The sequence below is a fragment of the Streptomyces sp. 147326 genome (assembly GCF_045000215.1).
Lineage (GTDB): Bacteria > Actinomycetota > Actinomycetes > Streptomycetales > Streptomycetaceae > Streptomyces.
The window spans coordinates 6,299,601-6,315,848 of record NZ_CP134201.1; the positions used below are offsets into that span (position 1 = coordinate 6,299,601).

Below are 16,248 nucleotides of genomic sequence, written 5' to 3' on the forward strand. Positions count from 1 at the left end.
CCTGGGGGCGCCCCTTCGGCGTTCCGGCGCGACGGCTACGGGAGGGCGAGCATCCGCTCCAGCGCGAGCTTCGCGAAGCTCTCCGTCTCCTTGTCGACCTGGATCTGGTTGACGAGGGTGCCCTCGGCCAGGGACTCCAGGGTCCACACCAGGTGCGGGAGGTCGATGCGGTTCATCGTCGAGCAGAAGCAGACCGTCTTGTCGAGGAAGACGACCTCCTTGTCCTCCGCGGCGAATCGATTCGCCAGACGGCGGACCAGGTTCAGCTCGGTGCCGATGGCCCACTTGGAGCCGGCCGGGGCCGCCTCCAGCGCCTTGATGATGTACTCCGTCGAGCCGACGTAGTCCGCGGCCGCCACGACCTCGTGCTTGCACTCGGGGTGGACCAGGACGTTCACGCCGGGGATGCGGGCGCGGACGTCGTTGACGGAGTCCACCGAGAACCGGCCGTGGACCGAGCAGTGCCCGCGCCACAGGATCATCTTGGCGTTCCGCAGCTGCTCGGCGGTCAGGCCGCCGTTCGGCTTGTGCGGGTTGTAGAGCACGCAGTCGTCCAGGGACATGCCCATGTCGCGGACTGCGGTGTTGCGGCCCAGGTGCTGGTCCGGGAGGAAGAGCACCTTCTCGCCCTGCTCGAAGGCCCACTCCAGGGCCTTCTTCGCGTTGGACGAGGTACAGATCGTGCCGCCGTGCTTGCCGGTGAAGGCCTTGATGTCGGCGGAGGAGTTCATGTACGAGACGGGAACCGTGGCACCGGCGATGCCGGCCTCGGTCAGCACGTCCCAGCACTCCGCGACCTGCTCGGCCGTGGCCATGTCGGCCATCGAGCAGCCGGCGGCCAGGTCCGGCAGGACCACCCTCTGGTCGTCCGAGGTCAGGATGTCCGCGGACTCGGCCATGAAGTGCACGCCGCAGAAGACGATGTATTCGGCCTCCGGCTTGGCGGCCGCGTCCTTGGCCAGCTTGAAGGAGTCGCCGGTGACGTCGGCGAACTCGATGACCTCGTCACGCTGGTAGTGGTGGCCGAGGATGAAGACCTTGTCCCCGAGCTTCTCCTTGGCCGCGCGGGCACGCTCCACGAGGTTCGGGTCCGAGGGCGAGGGCAGGTCGCCCGGGCACTCCACCCCGCGCTCGCTCTTGGGGTCGGCCTCGCGGCCGAGCAGCAGCAGGGCAAGGGGCGTCGGCTGGACGTCCAACGGCTGGGCGGTGGTCACGACACGCACCCTTTCTGTTCTGCGACAAGGGACTTCTGGATCATCGCTTCGACTTCTCGTCTACTTGACGTTATCTATCATAACCGCTTCACGTCAGTTTGACGATGCCCGATAGTGTCAATGTGACGCATCAGCCCTCGATTCGTCGGGCCCGCCCCGCGCGCGGTGTGCGAGCATGGAATATCTGAAACAAGCGTCGGGCCCCGGAATGAATCCGCGGTCCCGCTCGTTGCCACCGACGGCAAGAGTCCGACGTTTCCCCGTCTCCGGCGGGGAGCCGCCCACTTCGGGAGTGAATGCAGATGTCCGTACAGGACGACAAGACCACCGTGAGCGACGGCATCCTCCTGTCCGACGCCGCCGCCGAAAAGGTCAGGACCCTGCTGGAGCAGGAAGGCCGCGATGACCTGGCGCTGCGCGTCGCCGTCCAGCCCGGTGGCTGCTCCGGCCTGCGCTACCAGCTCTTCTTCGACGAGCGCTCCCTCGACGGCGACGTCGTGAAGGACTTCGACGGTGTGAAGGTCGTCACGGACCGGATGAGCTCCCCGTACCTCCACGGCGCGTCCATCGACTTCGTCGACACCATCGAGAAGCAGGGCTTCACGATCGACAACCCGAACGCCACGGGCTCCTGCGCCTGCGGCGACTCGTTCAGCTAAGCCCGGACGCTCCGCGCGTCCCACGACGAGGGCCCGCCTCCGGTCGCATCGACCGGAGGCGGGCCCTCGCCGCATGCCCGGGGGGCCGGGCGCCCGCTCCTACTGCCGGGGGAGCGGCTTGCCCGTGGTCGCGTCGAGCACCTTCCGGTCGCCCAGCGGCTGCTGCAGCGTGGCCGTCACGGACATCTCCTGCGCGAGCATGATGCAGGCCTGGCCCGGCTTGTTCGGGGTGTCCGTGATCTTCACCAGGACCGATTCGGCCGACTCCCGCGCCTCCACGGCGTAGGTGCTGCACACGCTGCCCCAGAAGTTCACGGTCAGCTTCCGGTCGGCCTCCGCGTACGAGAATCCGGGCACCGTACGACCCTCCTTCGGGCCGGGGGCGCTCTCAGCAGCGGCCGGCTGGGACACCGTGTGCGCGGGCGCGCCGCCGCGGCCCGCCACCTCGAAGAGCCAGGCCGGAACCAGACCCCGCGAGCCGTTCACCGTGCCCGGGGCCAGCCCGAGCACCGCGCCCTGGACCGTCTCCGTCCGCGGGGGCTTCATGGGCCGCGGCTCGGGATTGCACGGCACCGTGTCGGTGGCCGCCACCGGGGCGTCCGGCGACAGCGGGACCGCGGTGGCGCAGCCGCTGGGGTCGGGGCCGGTGCCCTCGCGGCCGCCCGACTTCGCGTTCAGTTTGGCCAGTGCCTCCACGGCCCCGACCACCGGCTGGTCGGCCGCCCGTACGGGGGCCTTCAGCTCGCCGCTGCCGCCCACCACCGAGCCGTCGCCGGCCACGCTCACCTTCGTGGACCAGCCCTGCGTGGGCAGCCCGCCGAGCACCGGATCGGCGCTGACCACCCGCACCGAACCCTGCGCGAGCCTGGCGTCGAGCTTCGCCCCGTCCAGCCCCGCGGCGGCCAGCACGGGGGCCGCGGCGGCCTTGGCGGCCTCCTCGGACACCGGCTTGGCCGAGGCCGCGGGCTTGTCCGCGCCCGGCACCGCGCCGCCGTCCTGCGGGACGGTCGCGGGGCCGCAGGTGTCCTTGCCGCGCGCGCAGTCGTCCCCGGTGCCGTTGGTCGGCGCCTGGAAGCGGGCGAAGTTCCAGGTCCCCGGAGCCGTACGGCTCACCGTGAGCCGGGGACCGGAGCCGTCGGCCGCCTCCCCGGCCAGCCAGACGTCCCCGGAGAGCCGAGGCTCGCCCGGAATGCCGAGGGCCGCGGCGAGCCGGGCCACCTCCGCCGAGGTGACCTCGCCCGACGCGGCGAAGGCGGGCGCGGAGGCCGGGCCCTCCGGGAGCTTCACATCGGCCCGGTAGACCACCCCCTCGCCGGAGGGATCGGGCTCACCGGGCGCGATGCCCGGCCCCGGGGGGTCTCCCGCGTCACGGGGCGCCGAGGCCGCGCTGTCACCCGTACGGTGCCCCGGCCCGCCGTCGCCGTGGGCGGTGGACGCCCAGTACGCCGTGCCGCCGCCCGCGAGCAGCACCGCGGCCGCGATCGAGCCCACGGCCCAGGCGGGCCGCCGTCGTGTACCGCGTGATGTGTCGGGTTGTTCGCTGGTCACTGCATCGCTCCTTCACCGGTCCCGCCGTGTCTGATGCGGGTGTGACGGAACAGGGGCGCAACCGGTTCCCCGCCCTCCTACTGGTCCCCGTACGCCGCGGTGGAGGCGATCAGCCGCGCCGAGGCCGACGGGACGCTGATCCCGTGGATCTGCGAGGGCGCCACGCGGGCCGGCCGGGGGTCCGCCGGGACCGCCCAGTGCGGGGCCATCCGGGCGCAGTCGCCCAGCAGCCGGGCGAGGCCGGGCGGCCGGAGGGCTTCCGTGCCGCGCTTGTCCGCGGTGTACTCGCCGTAGCCGTAACCATCGGTATAGGTCATGAAGGCACCGTAAGCATCGCGGCTCTCGCGAAGAAAGAGCTACTAAGGGGTAGTTTCTGGGGTTCGGCCTGGGGTCGCTTACCGGGTAGTTTTGACTGTCCCTCGCCGTCCTCAGCAGGAGCGTCCACGCCGTGCGCATTGCAGTCACCGGCTCCATCGCCACCGACCACCTCATGACCTTCCCCGGCCGTTTCGCCGACCAGCTGGTCGCCGACCAGCTGCACACGGTCTCCCTCTCCTTCCTCGTCGACAACCTCGACGTGCGACGGGGCGGCGTCGGCCCGAACATCTGCTTCGGCATGGGGCAGCTCGGCAGCCGCCCGATCCTGGTCGGAGCCGCCGGCTCCGACTTCGACGAGTACCGCGCCTGGCTGGACCGGCACGGCGTCGACACCGAGTCCGTCCGGATCTCCGAGGTGCTGCACACCGCGCGCTTCGTGTGCACCACGGACGCCGACCACAACCAGATCGGCTCCTTCTACACGGGCGCGATGAGCGAGGCCCGCCTGATCGAGCTGAAGGCCGTGGCCGACCGGGTCGGCGGGCTGGACCTGGTCCTGATCGGCGCGGACGACCCCGAGGCGATGCTGCGCCACACGGAGGAGTGCCGGACGCGGGGGATCCCCTTCGCCGCCGACTTCTCGCAGCAGATCGCCCGGATGGACGGCGACAACATCCGCACCCTGATGGAGGGCGCGACCTTCCTCTTCTCGAACGAGTACGAGAAGGGCCTCATCGAGTCGAAGTCGGGCTGGACCGACGCGGAGATCCTCGCGAAGGTCGGCACGCGGGTCACCACGCTGGGCTCCAACGGCGTCAAGATCGAGCGGGTCGGCGAGGCCCCGATCGTGGTCGGCTGCCCGGAGGAGACCGCGAAGGTCGACCCGACGGGTGTCGGCGACGCGTTCCGCGCCGGGTTCCTCACGGGCCTGGCCTGGGGTGTGGGCCTGGAGCGGGCGGCGCAGCTGGGCTGCATGCTCGCGACGCTGGTCATCGAGACGCTCGGCACCCAGGAGTACACCCTGGCCCGGGCCCACTTCATGGAGCGCTTCACGAAGGCCTACGGCGAAGAGGCCGCCGCCGAAGTCCGCGCCCATCTGGCCTAGTCGCTGCCGCTGTGCCCGAGCGGTGGGGTCCCGCCCCGCCGCTGCCGGGGCTCCGCCGCCTTTCAGCCTCGCCGGCGTTTGAGGCGCGGGGTCTGGGGCGGAGCCCCAGGAAGCCCGGCTCCGCCGGGCACGGGGCTCCGCCCCGAACCCCGCGCCTCAAGCGCCGGAGGGGCTGGGATTTGTGCCGCGCGCACGTGGGGGCTGACGCCGGCAATATCCAGCCCCGCCGGCGGAGCCGGTGGTCCTGCCGGATACGGCGCCGCCTCAAACGCCGCCGAGGCTGAAAGGACCGGGCGGAGCCCGGTTCAGAGCAGGCGGCGGACCGTGTAGGCGGAGCCGGTTTCGCGGGGGGTTTCGCCCACGTATTCCTGGCCCCGCATCGCGCACCACGCCGGGATGTCCAGCCGGGCCACCTCGTCGTCGGAGACGACCGTGACCGTGCCGCCCACCGGAACCCGGAAGATGGCCCGGGCCAGTTCGATCACCGGCTGCGGGCACCGCAGGCCGAGCGCGTCGAGCTCCAGGAAGTCCGCCACCGGCTGCACCGCCGGCGGCTGCGAGACGCCGAGCCGCTCGCGTACGCCCGCCACCGCACCCGGCAGCACCTCCAGGAACGCGTTGACCTCCTCCGCCGTGGTCCCCGGTGGCAAGGACACCCGTACGTTCCCCTCCGACAGCACGCCCATCGCCCCCAGCACGTGACTGGGGGTCAGTGTGGAGCTCGTGCACGAGGAGCCCGAGGAGACGGAGAAGCCCGCTCGGTCCAGCTCGTGCAGCAGCGTCTCCCCGTCGACGTACAGGCAGGAGAAGGTGACCAGGTGCGGCAGCCGCCGGTCCGGGTCGCCGACCACTTCCACGTCCGGGACCAGCCGCACCACCCGCCGCCGGATCCGGTCCACCAGGATCCGCAGCCGGGCCGCCTCCGCCTCCGCCTCGGCCCGTACGGCCCGCAGGGACGCCGCCGCCGCCACGATCGCGGGGAGGTTCGCGTACCCGGGGGAGCGTCCCGACTCCCGCTCGTCGGAGGGGTGTTGGGGGGCGAAGCGGACCCCCTTGCGGACCGCCAGCAGGCCGACCCCGGGCGGGCCGCCCCACTTGTGGGCGCTCGCGGCCAGGACCGACCAGGCGCCCTCCACCGGACCCCAGCCCAGCGACTGCGCCGCGTCCACCAGCAGCGGCACCCCGGCCGCCGCGCAGACCTCGGCCACCTCCGCCACCGGCTGGACCGTGCCCACCTCGTGATTGGCCGACTGGAGGCAGGCGAGGGCGGTCGTCGGGAGCAGGGCGTCCGCGTACCCGGCCGCGGTCACCGCGCCCGACCGGTCCACCGGGACCTCGGTCACCGTCCCGCCGTGCGCTTCGTGCGCCGCCGCCGCGTGGAGTACAGAACTGTGTTCGACCGCGGACACGGTCAGATGGCCTCCTACGCGCCGGCGCCCCGCGAGGACCCCCGCCACCCCCGTGTGAACCGCGTGCGTCCCCGAAGGAGTGAACACGAGCTCGTCGGGGCGGCATCCCACCGCTTCCGCCGCGGCCTCCCGCGCCGCGTCCAGCAACAGCCGGGCGCGCCTGCCCTCCCGGTACAGCCTGGCCGGATCGGCCCAGCCCTCGTCCAGGGAGGCCTGCAACGCCTGCCGGGCCACGGGGTGCAGGGGAGCGGCGGACGCGCTGTCGAAGTACGGCATCCGGCCACCGTAAGGCAAGGCGGCGGATCCGGGAGCGTTCGAGGTCAGGGGGCGTCAGTTGTGCTCCGGAGTCCGCCATTCAGGGCCGTTCGCGCCGTCCCCCGGACGGCGGATCCATCCCTTCGGGGGCTGTAGCGGCGCGTTGGGCACCCTCCCCGCGCGACCCCAAATAGCGTCCAGTAGGGTTTGGTCCGCATAAACATCCAAACCCCTGCCTGCGTCAGGGCCGGCGACCGACCCGAACACGGCCGCGGCCGGCCGCGCGGGCCGAGACTCTCGGGAAGGCGCTACGTGAGTCCCTACGGCTCCGACCGCTCGCCGCGGCGCCCGATGCGGCGGAAGCTGCTGCAGGCGCTGACTGCGGGCGCGGTCCTGGCGACCGCCACTGGTTGCTCGTATAACTGGAAAAGCTTCCCCCGCCTCGGAATGCCGACGCCGGTCACCGAGGAGGCGCCGCGCATCCTCTCCCTGTGGCAGGGCTCCTGGGCGGCCGCGCTCGTCACGGGCATCCTGGTCTGGGGCCTGATCATCTGGAGCGTCATCTTCCACCGGCGCAGCCGGACGAAGGTGGAGGTCCCCCCTCAGACCCGGTACAACATGCCCATCGAGGCGCTGTACACCGTGGTCCCGCTCATCATCGTTTCGGTGCTCTTCTACTTCACCGCGCGTGACGAGTCGAAGCTGCTCGCCCTCTCCAAGCCGGCGCACACGATCAACGTGATCGGCTTCCAGTGGAGCTGGGGCTTCAACTACGTCGAGAACGTCGACGGCGACGCGGCGACCCCGAAGACGGGCGAGGTTCCCAAGGAGCTCGCCTCGATCCCGGACCGCTTCACGAAGGCCTTCCCGGCGGGCGCCGAGGGCGTCTACGAGAAGGGCGTCCCGGGCGACAGGAACCCCCAGACGGGCAACCCGGGTCCGACCCTGGTCCTGCCCAAGGGTGAGAAGGTCCGCTTCATCCTGTCGTCCAACGACGTCATCCACTCCTTCTGGGTGGTCCCCTTCCTGTTCAAGCAGGACGTCATCCCGGGCCACACCAACGTCTTCGAGGTCACCCCGAGCCAAGAGGGCACCTTCATGGGCAAGTGCGCCGAGCTCTGCGGCGTCGACCACTCCCGGATGCTCTTCAACGTCAAGGTGGTCTCGCCCGAGAAGTACCAGGCGTACCTGAAGGAGCTGGCCGAGAAGGGCCAGACCGGCTTCCTGCCCGCCGGCATCCAGCAGACCGACCCGGCCCGGAATGCGGAAGTGAACAAACTGTGAGCATCCTCAACGAATCCCAGGGTGCCGCCGCAGCTGACTCGTACGAGAACGAGCTGCCGGTACGGCGCAAGCAGCCGGGCAACGTGGTCGTGAAGTGGCTCACCACCACCGACCACAAGACCATCGGCACGATGTACCTGCTGACGTCGTTCGTGTTCTTCATCATCGGCGGCCTGCTGGCGCTCTTCATGCGCGCCGAGCTGGCCCGTCCGGGCACGCAGATCATGTCGAACGAGCAGTTCAACCAGGCGTTCACCATGCATGGCACGATCATGCTGCTGATGTTCGCCACCCCGCTCTTCGCGGGCTTCGCGAACTGGATCATGCCGCTGCAGATCGGCGCGCCCGACGTGGCGTTCCCGCGGCTGAACATGTTCGCGTACTGGCTGTACCTCTTCGGCTCGACCATCGCGGTGGCCGGCTTCGTGACGCCGAACGGCGCCGCCGACTTCGGCTGGTTCGCCTACTCCCCGCTGTCGGACGCGGTCCGCTCGCCGGGCATCGGCGCCGACATGTGGATCATGGGTCTGGCCTTCTCGGGCTTCGGCACGATCCTCGGTTCGGTCAACTTCATCACCACGATCATCTGCATGCGCGCACCCGGCATGACGATGTTCCGCATGCCGATCTTCACCTGGAACGTGCTGCTGACCGGTGTGCTGGTCCTGCTCGCCTTCCCGGTGCTGGCCGCCGCGCTCTTCGCGCTGGAGGCCGACCGCAAGTTCGGCGCGCATGTGTTCGATGCCGCGAACGGCGGCGCATTGCTGTGGCAACACCTCTTCTGGTTCTTCGGACACCCAGAGGTGTACATCATCGCGCTGCCGTTCTTCGGAATCGTTTCCGAGATCATTCCGGTCTTCTCGCGCAAGCCGATGTTCGGTTACATCGGTCTGATCGCCGCGACGATCGCGATCGCCGGCCTCTCGGTGACCGTGTGGGCCCACCACATGTACGTCACCGGCGGTGTGCTGCTGCCGTTCTTCTCCTTCATGACCTTCCTGATCGCGGTACCGACCGGTGTGAAGTTCTTCAACTGGATCGGCACCATGTGGAAGGGCTCGCTGTCCTTCGAAACCCCGATGCTCTGGACGATCGGCTTCCTGGTCACCTTCACCTTCGGTGGTCTGACCGGCGTCATCCTGGCCTCGCCCCCGATGGACTTCCACGTCTCCGACTCGTACTTCGTCGTCGCGCACTTCCACTACGTCGTCTTCGGCACCGTGGTCTTCGCGATGTTCGCCGGCTTCCACTTCTGGTGGCCGAAGTTCACGGGCAAGATGCTGGACGAGCGCCTCGGCAAGATCACCTTCTGGACGCTGTTCATCGGCTTCCACGGCACGTTCCTGGTGCAGCACTGGCTGGGCGCCGAGGGCATGCCGCGCCGTTACGCGGACTACCTCGCGGCCGACGGCTTCACCACGCTGAACACGATCTCCACGATCAGCTCCTTCCTGCTCGGCCTGTCGATGCTTCCGTTCATGTACAACGTCTGGAAGACGGCCAAGTACGGCAAGAAGGTCGAGGTCGACGACCCGTGGGGTTACGGCCGTTCGCTCGAGTGGGCGACCTCCTGCCCGCCGCCGCGGCACAACTTCCTCACCCTGCCGCGGATCCGCTCCGAGTCCCCGGCCTTCGACCTGCACCACCCGGAGATCGCGGCCCTCGACCACCTCGAGGACCACACCGCCGGGGCCACCCAGGCGCTCACCGGTGACAAGGAGGCCGGCAAGTGAAGATCCAGGGCAAGATGTTCCTCTGGCTCTCCTTCTTCATCCTGGTCATGGCCGTCGTGTACGGCGTGTGGTCGAAGGAGCCCGTCGGTACCACCGCGCTCTTCCTGGCCTTCGGCCTGAGCGTCATGATCGGCTACTACCTGGCCTTCACGGCCAAGCGCGTCGACGAGATGGCCCAGGACAACCTGGAGGCCGACGTCGCCGACGAGGCCGGCGAGCTGGGGTTCTTCTCCCCGCACAGCTGGCAGCCGCTCTCGCTGGCCATCGGTGGCGCGCTCGCCTTCATGGGCGTCGTCTTCGGCTGGTGGCTCATGTACTTCTCGGCCCCGATCATCCTGATCGGCCTGTGGGGCTGGGTGTACGAGTACTACCGCGGTGAGAACGCGAACCAGTAGGCAGCACCTGCGCGCGGACGTGCCGCGCGAGGACACTTGGGGCCCGGACACCTCTTCGGAGGAGTCCGGGCCCCTCGTTTGCAGTCACCCCGCGCGCCGTAATTGTCATATCTTCATAGCGTTGGCCCCATGAAGCACTCACCGCGTCTTTGGACGGTACTCAGCTGCTCCCTGCTGGTCGCGTCCCTCGGGGCCGGCGCCACCGCATGCGGGTCCGGCGACAAGAACCCGCTGGCCGCCCGCCCGTACGACGCGGGCGATCAGGTCGCCTCCAACCAGAGCGCCGGCAGCCGCCCCGTGGACCCCGACCGCCCCCTCGAAATCACCGCCAAGGCCGGTGGCGGCCGGATCACCGACGTGCTGGCCGTGGACACCCACGGCCGCCGCCTGGCGGGCGAGCTGAGCGCCAAGGGAGACCGCTGGCACAGCACGGTCCCGATGGCCTCGGGAGTCCGCTACACGGTCACCGTGAGCACCGAGGACGAGCGGGGCGCCCCAGGGCAGCGCACGCTCACCTTCAACACGACCCCGTCGAAAGGGGTCCTGAAGGTCGAATTCGGCCCGGAGGAGGGCAAGTACGGCGTCGGACAGCCCCTCACCGCCGAGCTCAGCGAGCCCGTCAAGGACAAGGCCGCCCGCGCGATCGTGGAACGGGGCCTGATCGTCGACGCCCCGCCCGGAGTCGAGGGCGCCTGGCACTGGGTGGACGACAAGAACCTGCACTACCGCCCGAAGGACTACTGGCCCGCCAACTCCGCCGTCTCCGTACGGAGCAACCTGGAGGGCATCAGGATCACCGACGAACTCCACGGGGTCGCGTCCAAGCCGCTGAAGCTGGAGATCGGGGACCGGGTCGAGGTCACCACCGACGCCTCCTCGCACTACCTGACGTTCAAGCGCAACGGAGAAGTGATCAACACCATCCCGGTGACCACGGGGAAGCCCGGTTTCTCCACCCGCAACGGGGTCAAGGTGGTCCTCGGCAAGCAGTACTTCGTCCAGATGCGCGGCGACACCGTCGGCATCGGCGGCAGCGAGTACTACAACCTGCCCGTCTACTACGCCACTCGCGTCACCTGGAGTGGTGAATACGTCCACGCCGCGCCGTGGTCCGTCGGCTCCCAGGGCTACGAGAACGTCAGCCACGGCTGCACCGGTATGAGCACGGGCAACGCCGCCTGGTTCTACGAGAACATCACCGAGGGCGACATCGTCCAGGTGATCAACAGCATCGGCGACGACATGGACATCTTCGGCAACGGGTTCGGCGACTGGAACATGGACTGGAAGGACTGGCGCCAGGGCAGCGCCCTCCTCAAGGGCACCCAGGAAGGCCGCAACCCGATGGACCAGGCCCGCCTCCGGCCCACTGTGTGACGGGAAGCGCGCTGCGGGCCCACGGGAACCCGTGGGCCCGCAGGCGCTCCGTCAGGCGGCCGAGGAGGAGAGCCGGGAGCGCAGAACGCCCGCCAGGGCGTCCGCGAACTCCACCGGGTCCACCGGAAGGGTCACGGCGGCGTCCGCGCGGCTCCACGTGGCCAGCCAGGCGTCCTGGGGGCGTCCCATCAGCAGCAGCACCGGCGGACACCGGAAGATCTCGTCCTTGATCTGCCGGCACACGCCCATGCCCCCGGCCGGAACCGCCTCGCCGTCGAGCACGCACGCGTCGATGCCGCCCGCGTCCAGCTCCGTCAGGACCGCCGGCAGCGTCGCGCACTCCACGAACTCCACCGGCGGCAGGTCCGCGGCGGGCCGGCGTCCGGCCGCCAGCCGCACCTGCTCCCGGGTGCCCGAGTCGTCGCTGTAGACCAGAACCCGCGCAGTCGCCCGCATTTCGTTCCTCCACGTGTCCCGTGAATCACGTTGATGTTGCGCGGGATGCTACTCCTCCCGGTGCGCTGTCAACATCGGTTCGGACATGTGCACGGGACATCCCACCGAGGTCATCTGATGGGCCGTTCGGGCCTTGCACACGCCGCTGACACTCCGAACGGCACCCCCCGGGGTGAGGGCGGGATAAGCGACCGACATAATGTCGGTCGTGGCGACAGCAACGACAGTAGATACCGGGCACGCGCACCCGACGGTCAACCGGCCGAACCTCGTCAGCGTCGGAACCATCATCTGGTTGAGTTCCGAGCTGATGTTCTTCGCGGCCCTCTTCGCGATGTACTTCACCCTGCGATCCGTGACAGGACCCGAGTACTGGACAGAGCAGGCTTCGGCCTTGAATCTGCCCTTCTCGGCGACGAACACGACGATCCTGGTGCTTTCCTCGCTCACCTGCCAGCTCGGCGTATTCGCCGCAGAGCGCGGTGACGTGAAGAAGCTCCGGACGTGGTTCATCATCACGTTCGTCATGGGTGCGATCTTCATTGGCGGCCAGGTGTTCGAGTACACCGAGCTGGTCAAGCACGAGGGCATGAGCCTCTCGTCCGGTCCGTACGGCTCGGTCTTCTACCTGACCACCGGCTTCCACGGTCTGCACGTGACGGGTGGCCTCATCGCCTTCCTGCTGGTCCTCGGCCGGACGTACGCGGCCAAGAGGTTCACCCACGAACAGGCCACGTCGGCCATCGTCGTGTCCTACTACTGGCACTTCGTCGATGTCGTCTGGATCGGCCTCTTCGCCACGATCTACCTGATCAAGTAGCGAACACGTCACCGGGCAAGACCCGGCACTCCATCCAGACACACCGACGCAGAAGATCCTGACACCGGGGTAATCCGTGAAAAAGCTCTCCGCACGACGACGCCATCCGCTGGCGGCGGTCGTCGTTCTACTCCTCGCGCTGGCGGCCACTGGGGGGCTGTACGCCGCCTTTGCTCCCGCGGGCAAGGCGCAGGCCGATGAAACCGCCCAGTCCCTCGCCATCGAGGAGGGCAAGAAGCTCTACGCCGTGGGTTGCGCAAGCTGCCACGGAACCGGCGGTCAGGGTTCCTCTGACGGCCCGAGCCTGGTCGGCGTCGGCTCCGCGGCCGTCGACTTCCAGGTGAGCACGGGCCGCATGCCCGCCCAGCAGCCCGGCGCCCAGGTGCCGAAGAAGCCCGTCGTCTACAACCAGGCGCAGATCGACCAGCTGGCGGCGTACATCGCGTCCCTCGGCGCCGGTCCGATCACGCCGACCGCAAAGCAGTACGACCCGGCAGGTGCCGACGTCGCCAGGGGTGGTGAGCTGTTCCGCAACAACTGCGCGCAGTGCCACAACTTCACCGGCGAGGGCGGCGCGCTGACGAACGGCAAGTACGCCCCCAACCTTGAGGGCGTCGACCCGAAGCACATCTACGAGGCCATGCAGACCGGCCCGCAGAACATGCCCTCCTTCCCGGACCAGACCATGCCGGAGCAGCAGAAGAAGGACATCATCGCGTACCTCCAGAACGTGAACGGCGAGAAGTCGGTCAGCCCTGGCGGCCTGAAGCTCGGTGGCCTCGGCCCCGTCTCCGAGGGTCTGTTCGGCTGGATCTTCGCCCTGGGTGCGCTGATCGCTGTCGCCGTCTGGGTCGCGGCCCACACCGCTAAGGCCAAGAAGTCATGAGTAGCCAAGAGATTCCCGAAGAGAAGCACCTGCCGAGCGAGCAGGTCGACGCGCACCACGGTGCCGTAGCGGTCGCGGACGACCCGTTCGCCGACCCGGGCCTCCCGGTCCACAAGCCGCGTATCCAGGACATCGACGAGCGGGCGGCGAAGCGCTCCGAGCGCACCGTCGCGATGCTGTTCACGCTGTCGATGCTGGCCACGATCGGCTTCATCGCGTCCTACGTGATCTTCCCGGTCGGGAAGATCGTCTACATCTTCCCCATCGGGAAGGTGAGTGCGCTCAACTTCGCCCTGGGCATGACGCTGGGCACGGCCCTCTTCTGCATCGGCGCGGGCGCGGTCCACTGGGCCCGCACCCTGATGTCCGACGTGGAGGTCGCCGCCGAGCGCCACGAGATCGCCGCTCCGCCGGAGGTCAAGGCTCAGGTCCTGCAGGACTTCCGCGACGGCGCGAGCGAGTCCGCGATCGGCCGCCGGCCCCTGATCCGCAACACGATGCTCGGTGCGCTGGCCATGCTGCCGCTCTCCGCCGTCATGATCATGCGCGACCTGGGCCCGCTGCCCGAGCAGAAGCTGCGCAAGACCGTGTGGGCCAAGGGCAAGCTGCTCATCAACGACAACACGAACGAGCCGCTGCGTCCCGAGGACGTGCTCGTCGGGTCGCTGACCTTCGTCAGGCCGGAAGGCCTGGAGGAGGAGCAGCACGACTTCCAGGTCCAGATCGCCAAGGCCGCCCTGATGATCGTCCGTATCCAGCCGGAGGACATCAAGGACAAGCAGGAGCTGGAGTGGTCCCACGACGGGATCGTGGCCTACTCCAAGATCTGCACCCACGTCGGCTGCCCGATCAGCCTGTACGAGCAGCAGACGCACCACGTGCTCTGCCCGTGCCACCAGTCCACCTTCGACCTCTCCGACGGCGCCCGTGTCATCTTCGGCCCGGCCGGTCACGCGCTTCCGCAGCTGCGGATCGGCGTGAATGACGAAGGCTTCCTCGAAGCGCTCGGCGACTTCGAAGAGCCCGTCGGTCCTGCATTCTGGGAGCGCGGATGAGCACCAGCGACAACAACGAGCGCAAGGCGCCGGCCGGCGAGCGCGTAGCGGACTGGGCGGACGGCCGCCTGGGCATCTACGGCCTGGCCAAGGCCAACATGCGCAAGATCTTCCCGGACCACTGGTCCTTCATGCTGGGTGAGATCTGCCTCTACAGCTTCATCATCATCATCCTCACGGGTGTGTACCTGACGCTGTTCTTCCACCCGAGCATGAACGAGGTCGTGTACCACGGCTCGTACGTGCCGATGCAGGGCGTCATGATGTCCGAGGCCTTCGCCTCGACGCTCGACATCAGCTTCGACGTCCGCGGTGGCCTGCTGATCCGTCAGATCCACCACTGGGCGGCGCTGATCTTCGTCGCGGCCATGGTCGTGCACATGATGCGCGTCTTCTTCACCGGCGCGTTCCGCAAGCCGCGTGAGGTCAACTGGATCTTCGGCTTCCTGCTGCTGGTCCTCGGCATGTTCACCGGCTTCACCGGTTACTCGCTGCCGGACGACCTGCTCTCGGGTACCGGTGTCCGCTTCATGCAGGGCGCCATCCTGTCCGTCCCGGTCGTCGGCACGTACCTGTCGATGTTCCTGTTCGGCGGGGAGTTCCCGGGCGGCGACTTCGTCGCGCGGTTCTACTCGGTGCACATCCTGCTGCTGCCCGGCATCATGATGGGCCTGCTCGTGGCCCACCTGATCCTGGTCTTCTACCACAAGCACACCCAGTTCGCGGGTCCCGGCAAGACGAACAAGAACGTCGTCGGCATGCCGCTGCTGCCGGTCTACATGGCCAAGGCCGGAGGCTTCTTCTTCCTGGTCTTCGGTGTCATCGCGGCCGTCGCGGCCATCGCGACGATCAACCCGATCTGGGCGCTCGGCCCGTACCGCCCGGACCACGTGTCCACCGGTGCGCAGCCCGACTGGTACATGGGTATGCCGGAAGGCCTGATCCGTGCCATGCCCGGCTGGGAGATCAACCTGTGGGGCCACACGCTCGTCCTGGGCGTGTTCATCCCGCTGCTGCTCTTCCCGCTGGTGCTGGGTGCGATCGCCGTCTGGCCGTTCATCGAGTCCTGGGTCACCGGGGACAAGCGCGAGCACCACATCCTGGACCGCCCGCGCAACGTCCCGACCCGTACGGCCTTCGGTGTCGCCTGGATCGCGGAGTACATCGTGCTCCTCATCGGCGGCGGCAACGACATGTTCGCCCAGTACTTCCACCTGTCGATCAACTCGATCACCTGGTTCGTCCGGATCGGCTTCTTCGCCGTCCCGGTCCTCGCCTTCATCGTCACCAAGCGGATCTGCCTCGGCCTCCAGCGCCGGGACCACGACAAGGTGCTGCACGGTCGCGAGACCGGCATCATCAAGCGTCTGCCGCACGGTGAGTTCGTCGAGGTCCACGAGCCGCTCCCGGCGGGCCAGCTGCACAAGCTCACCGCGCACGAGCAGTACAAGCCGATCGAGATCGGCCCGACGGTCGACGAGAACGGTGTCGAGCGCAAGGTGAAGGCCACCGAGAAGCTGCGCGCGAAGCTCAGCAAGGGCTTCTACGGCGAGAACAACCAGATTCCGAAGCCCACGGCGGAGGAGTACAAGGAGATCCAGGCCGGCCACGGCCACCACTGATCCCCTGCACGACCGAATGAGGGACTGATTCAGGTCAGTCCTGGTGTCGCCACGGCGAGAGCCCCGTCCAGTGTCTGGACGGGGCTCTTTGCCGTCTTCCGGGCTGGATAGG

General features: G+C 68.8%; 15 protein-coding genes. 10 read left to right on the plus strand and 5 right to left on the minus strand.

The genetic code is table 11. The features are described 5' to 3' along the window. Positions 1 to 35: 35 nt before the first annotated feature. The gene (gene nadA, locus RIU97_RS28855; RefSeq protein WP_404960496.1) at positions 36 to 1,223 is read right to left on the minus strand and encodes a quinolinate synthase NadA; all 1,188 of its coding nucleotides are present in this window, start codon (positions 1,221 to 1,223) and stop codon (positions 36 to 38) included. Positions 1,224 to 1,516: 293 nt separating this feature from the next. Here nadA and erpA point away from each other — a divergent pair, with 293 nt between their 5' ends. Further along, on the plus strand, positions 1,517 to 1,873 hold the full coding sequence (erpA, locus tag RIU97_RS28860) for an iron-sulfur cluster insertion protein ErpA (RefSeq protein ID WP_030010511.1): 357 nt from the start codon (positions 1,517 to 1,519) through the stop codon (positions 1,871 to 1,873). 99 nt (positions 1,874 to 1,972) lie between these two features. Here erpA and RIU97_RS28865 read toward each other — a convergent pair whose 3' ends face one another. Continuing rightward, positions 1,973 to 3,421: a hypothetical protein gene (locus RIU97_RS28865; protein ID WP_404960497.1), complete on the minus strand. Its 1,449-nt coding sequence runs from the start codon at positions 3,419 to 3,421 to the stop codon at positions 1,973 to 1,975. A gap of 77 nt (positions 3,422 to 3,498) precedes the next feature. Continuing rightward, the gene (locus tag RIU97_RS28870) at positions 3,499 to 3,738 is read right to left on the minus strand and encodes a hypothetical protein (protein WP_404960498.1); all 240 of its coding nucleotides are present in this window, start codon (positions 3,736 to 3,738) and stop codon (positions 3,499 to 3,501) included. A 131-nt stretch (positions 3,739 to 3,869) separates the two neighbouring features. Between RIU97_RS28870 and RIU97_RS28875 the strand changes: the two genes are divergently transcribed. After that, on the plus strand, positions 3,870 to 4,844 hold the full coding sequence (locus RIU97_RS28875; protein ID WP_404960499.1) for a carbohydrate kinase family protein: 975 nt from the start codon (positions 3,870 to 3,872) through the stop codon (positions 4,842 to 4,844). Between the two features lie 305 nt (positions 4,845 to 5,149). Here the strand turns inward: RIU97_RS28875 and RIU97_RS28880 are convergent, their stop codons facing one another. Then, positions 5,150 to 6,529 carry a cysteine desulfurase/sulfurtransferase TusA family protein gene (locus RIU97_RS28880; RefSeq protein WP_404960500.1) on the minus strand — a complete coding sequence of 460 codons (1,380 nt, stop codon included), beginning with the start codon at positions 6,527 to 6,529 and terminating at the stop codon, positions 5,150 to 5,152. A gap of 291 nt (positions 6,530 to 6,820) precedes the next feature. Here RIU97_RS28880 and coxB point away from each other — a divergent pair, with 291 nt between their 5' ends. The 4 genes from coxB to RIU97_RS28900 all read left to right on the plus strand — a co-directional run bounded on the left by coxB (position 6,821) and on the right by RIU97_RS28900 (position 11,297). Next, positions 6,821 to 7,792, plus strand: a complete 972-nt coding sequence (gene coxB, locus RIU97_RS28885; protein ID WP_404960501.1) for a cytochrome c oxidase subunit II — start codon at positions 6,821 to 6,823, stop codon at positions 7,790 to 7,792. Continuing rightward, complete coding sequence (gene ctaD, locus RIU97_RS28890) at positions 7,789 to 9,525, plus strand: cytochrome c oxidase subunit I (RefSeq protein WP_404960502.1); 1,737 nt, start codon at positions 7,789 to 7,791, stop codon at positions 9,523 to 9,525. The genes coxB and ctaD overlap by 4 nt, the downstream gene beginning before the upstream one ends. Continuing rightward, positions 9,522 to 9,920, plus strand: coding sequence for a cytochrome c oxidase subunit 4 (locus RIU97_RS28895; protein WP_319721035.1), 399 nt, complete (start codon positions 9,522 to 9,524; stop codon positions 9,918 to 9,920). The genes ctaD and RIU97_RS28895 overlap by 4 nt, the downstream gene beginning before the upstream one ends. Before the next feature lie 129 nt (positions 9,921 to 10,049). Beyond that, positions 10,050 to 11,297: an Ig-like domain-containing protein gene (locus RIU97_RS28900; protein ID WP_404960503.1), complete on the plus strand. Its 1,248-nt coding sequence runs from the start codon at positions 10,050 to 10,052 to the stop codon at positions 11,295 to 11,297. Between the two features lie 51 nt (positions 11,298 to 11,348). On the opposite strand, the gene RIU97_RS28905 is transcribed toward RIU97_RS28900, so the two are convergent. Beyond that, positions 11,349 to 11,753 (minus strand): hypothetical protein, encoded by a 405-nt coding sequence (locus RIU97_RS28905; protein WP_404960504.1) that lies wholly within the window; start codon positions 11,751 to 11,753, stop codon positions 11,349 to 11,351. Between the two features lie 199 nt (positions 11,754 to 11,952). Here RIU97_RS28905 and RIU97_RS28910 point away from each other — a divergent pair, with 199 nt between their 5' ends. The 4 genes from RIU97_RS28910 to RIU97_RS28925 all read left to right on the plus strand — a co-directional run bounded on the left by RIU97_RS28910 (position 11,953) and on the right by RIU97_RS28925 (position 16,136). Beyond that, positions 11,953 to 12,573, plus strand: a complete 621-nt coding sequence (locus RIU97_RS28910) for a heme-copper oxidase subunit III (protein ID WP_030036314.1) — start codon at positions 11,953 to 11,955, stop codon at positions 12,571 to 12,573. A 76-nt stretch (positions 12,574 to 12,649) separates the two neighbouring features. Next, complete coding sequence (locus RIU97_RS28915; protein ID WP_404960505.1) at positions 12,650 to 13,459, plus strand: c-type cytochrome; 810 nt, start codon at positions 12,650 to 12,652, stop codon at positions 13,457 to 13,459. Then, complete coding sequence (locus RIU97_RS28920) at positions 13,456 to 14,514, plus strand: Rieske 2Fe-2S domain-containing protein (protein ID WP_404960506.1); 1,059 nt, start codon at positions 13,456 to 13,458, stop codon at positions 14,512 to 14,514. The genes RIU97_RS28915 and RIU97_RS28920 overlap by 4 nt, the downstream gene beginning before the upstream one ends. Next, the gene (locus tag RIU97_RS28925; protein WP_404960507.1) at positions 14,511 to 16,136 is read left to right on the plus strand and encodes a cytochrome bc complex cytochrome b subunit; all 1,626 of its coding nucleotides are present in this window, start codon (positions 14,511 to 14,513) and stop codon (positions 16,134 to 16,136) included. The genes RIU97_RS28920 and RIU97_RS28925 overlap by 4 nt, the downstream gene beginning before the upstream one ends. Positions 16,137 to 16,248: the final 112 nt, after the last annotated feature.

What these genes read in the sequence shown, in the direction of transcription:
- RIU97_RS28910 (WP_030036314.1), top strand. Translation starts at nt 11,953, where the DNA reads ATGTCGGTCGTGGCGACAGCAACGACAGTAGATACCGGGCACGCGCAC.
- RIU97_RS28925 (WP_404960507.1), top strand. Translation starts at nt 14,511, where the DNA reads ATGAGCACCAGCGACAACAACGAGCGCAAGGCGCCGGCCGGCGAGCGC.
- RIU97_RS28870 (WP_404960498.1), bottom strand. Translation starts at nt 3,738, where the DNA reads ATGACCTATACCGATGGTTACGGCTACGGCGAGTACACCGCGGACAAG.
- RIU97_RS28920 (WP_404960506.1), top strand. Translation starts at nt 13,456, where the DNA reads ATGAGTAGCCAAGAGATTCCCGAAGAGAAGCACCTGCCGAGCGAGCAG.
- RIU97_RS28900 (WP_404960503.1), top strand. Translation starts at nt 10,050, where the DNA reads ATGAAGCACTCACCGCGTCTTTGGACGGTACTCAGCTGCTCCCTGCTG.
- erpA (WP_030010511.1), top strand. Translation starts at nt 1,517, where the DNA reads ATGTCCGTACAGGACGACAAGACCACCGTGAGCGACGGCATCCTCCTG.
- RIU97_RS28905 (WP_404960504.1), bottom strand. Translation starts at nt 11,753, where the DNA reads ATGCGGGCGACTGCGCGGGTTCTGGTCTACAGCGACGACTCGGGCACC.
- RIU97_RS28880 (WP_404960500.1), bottom strand. Translation starts at nt 6,529, where the DNA reads ATGCCGTACTTCGACAGCGCGTCCGCCGCTCCCCTGCACCCCGTGGCC.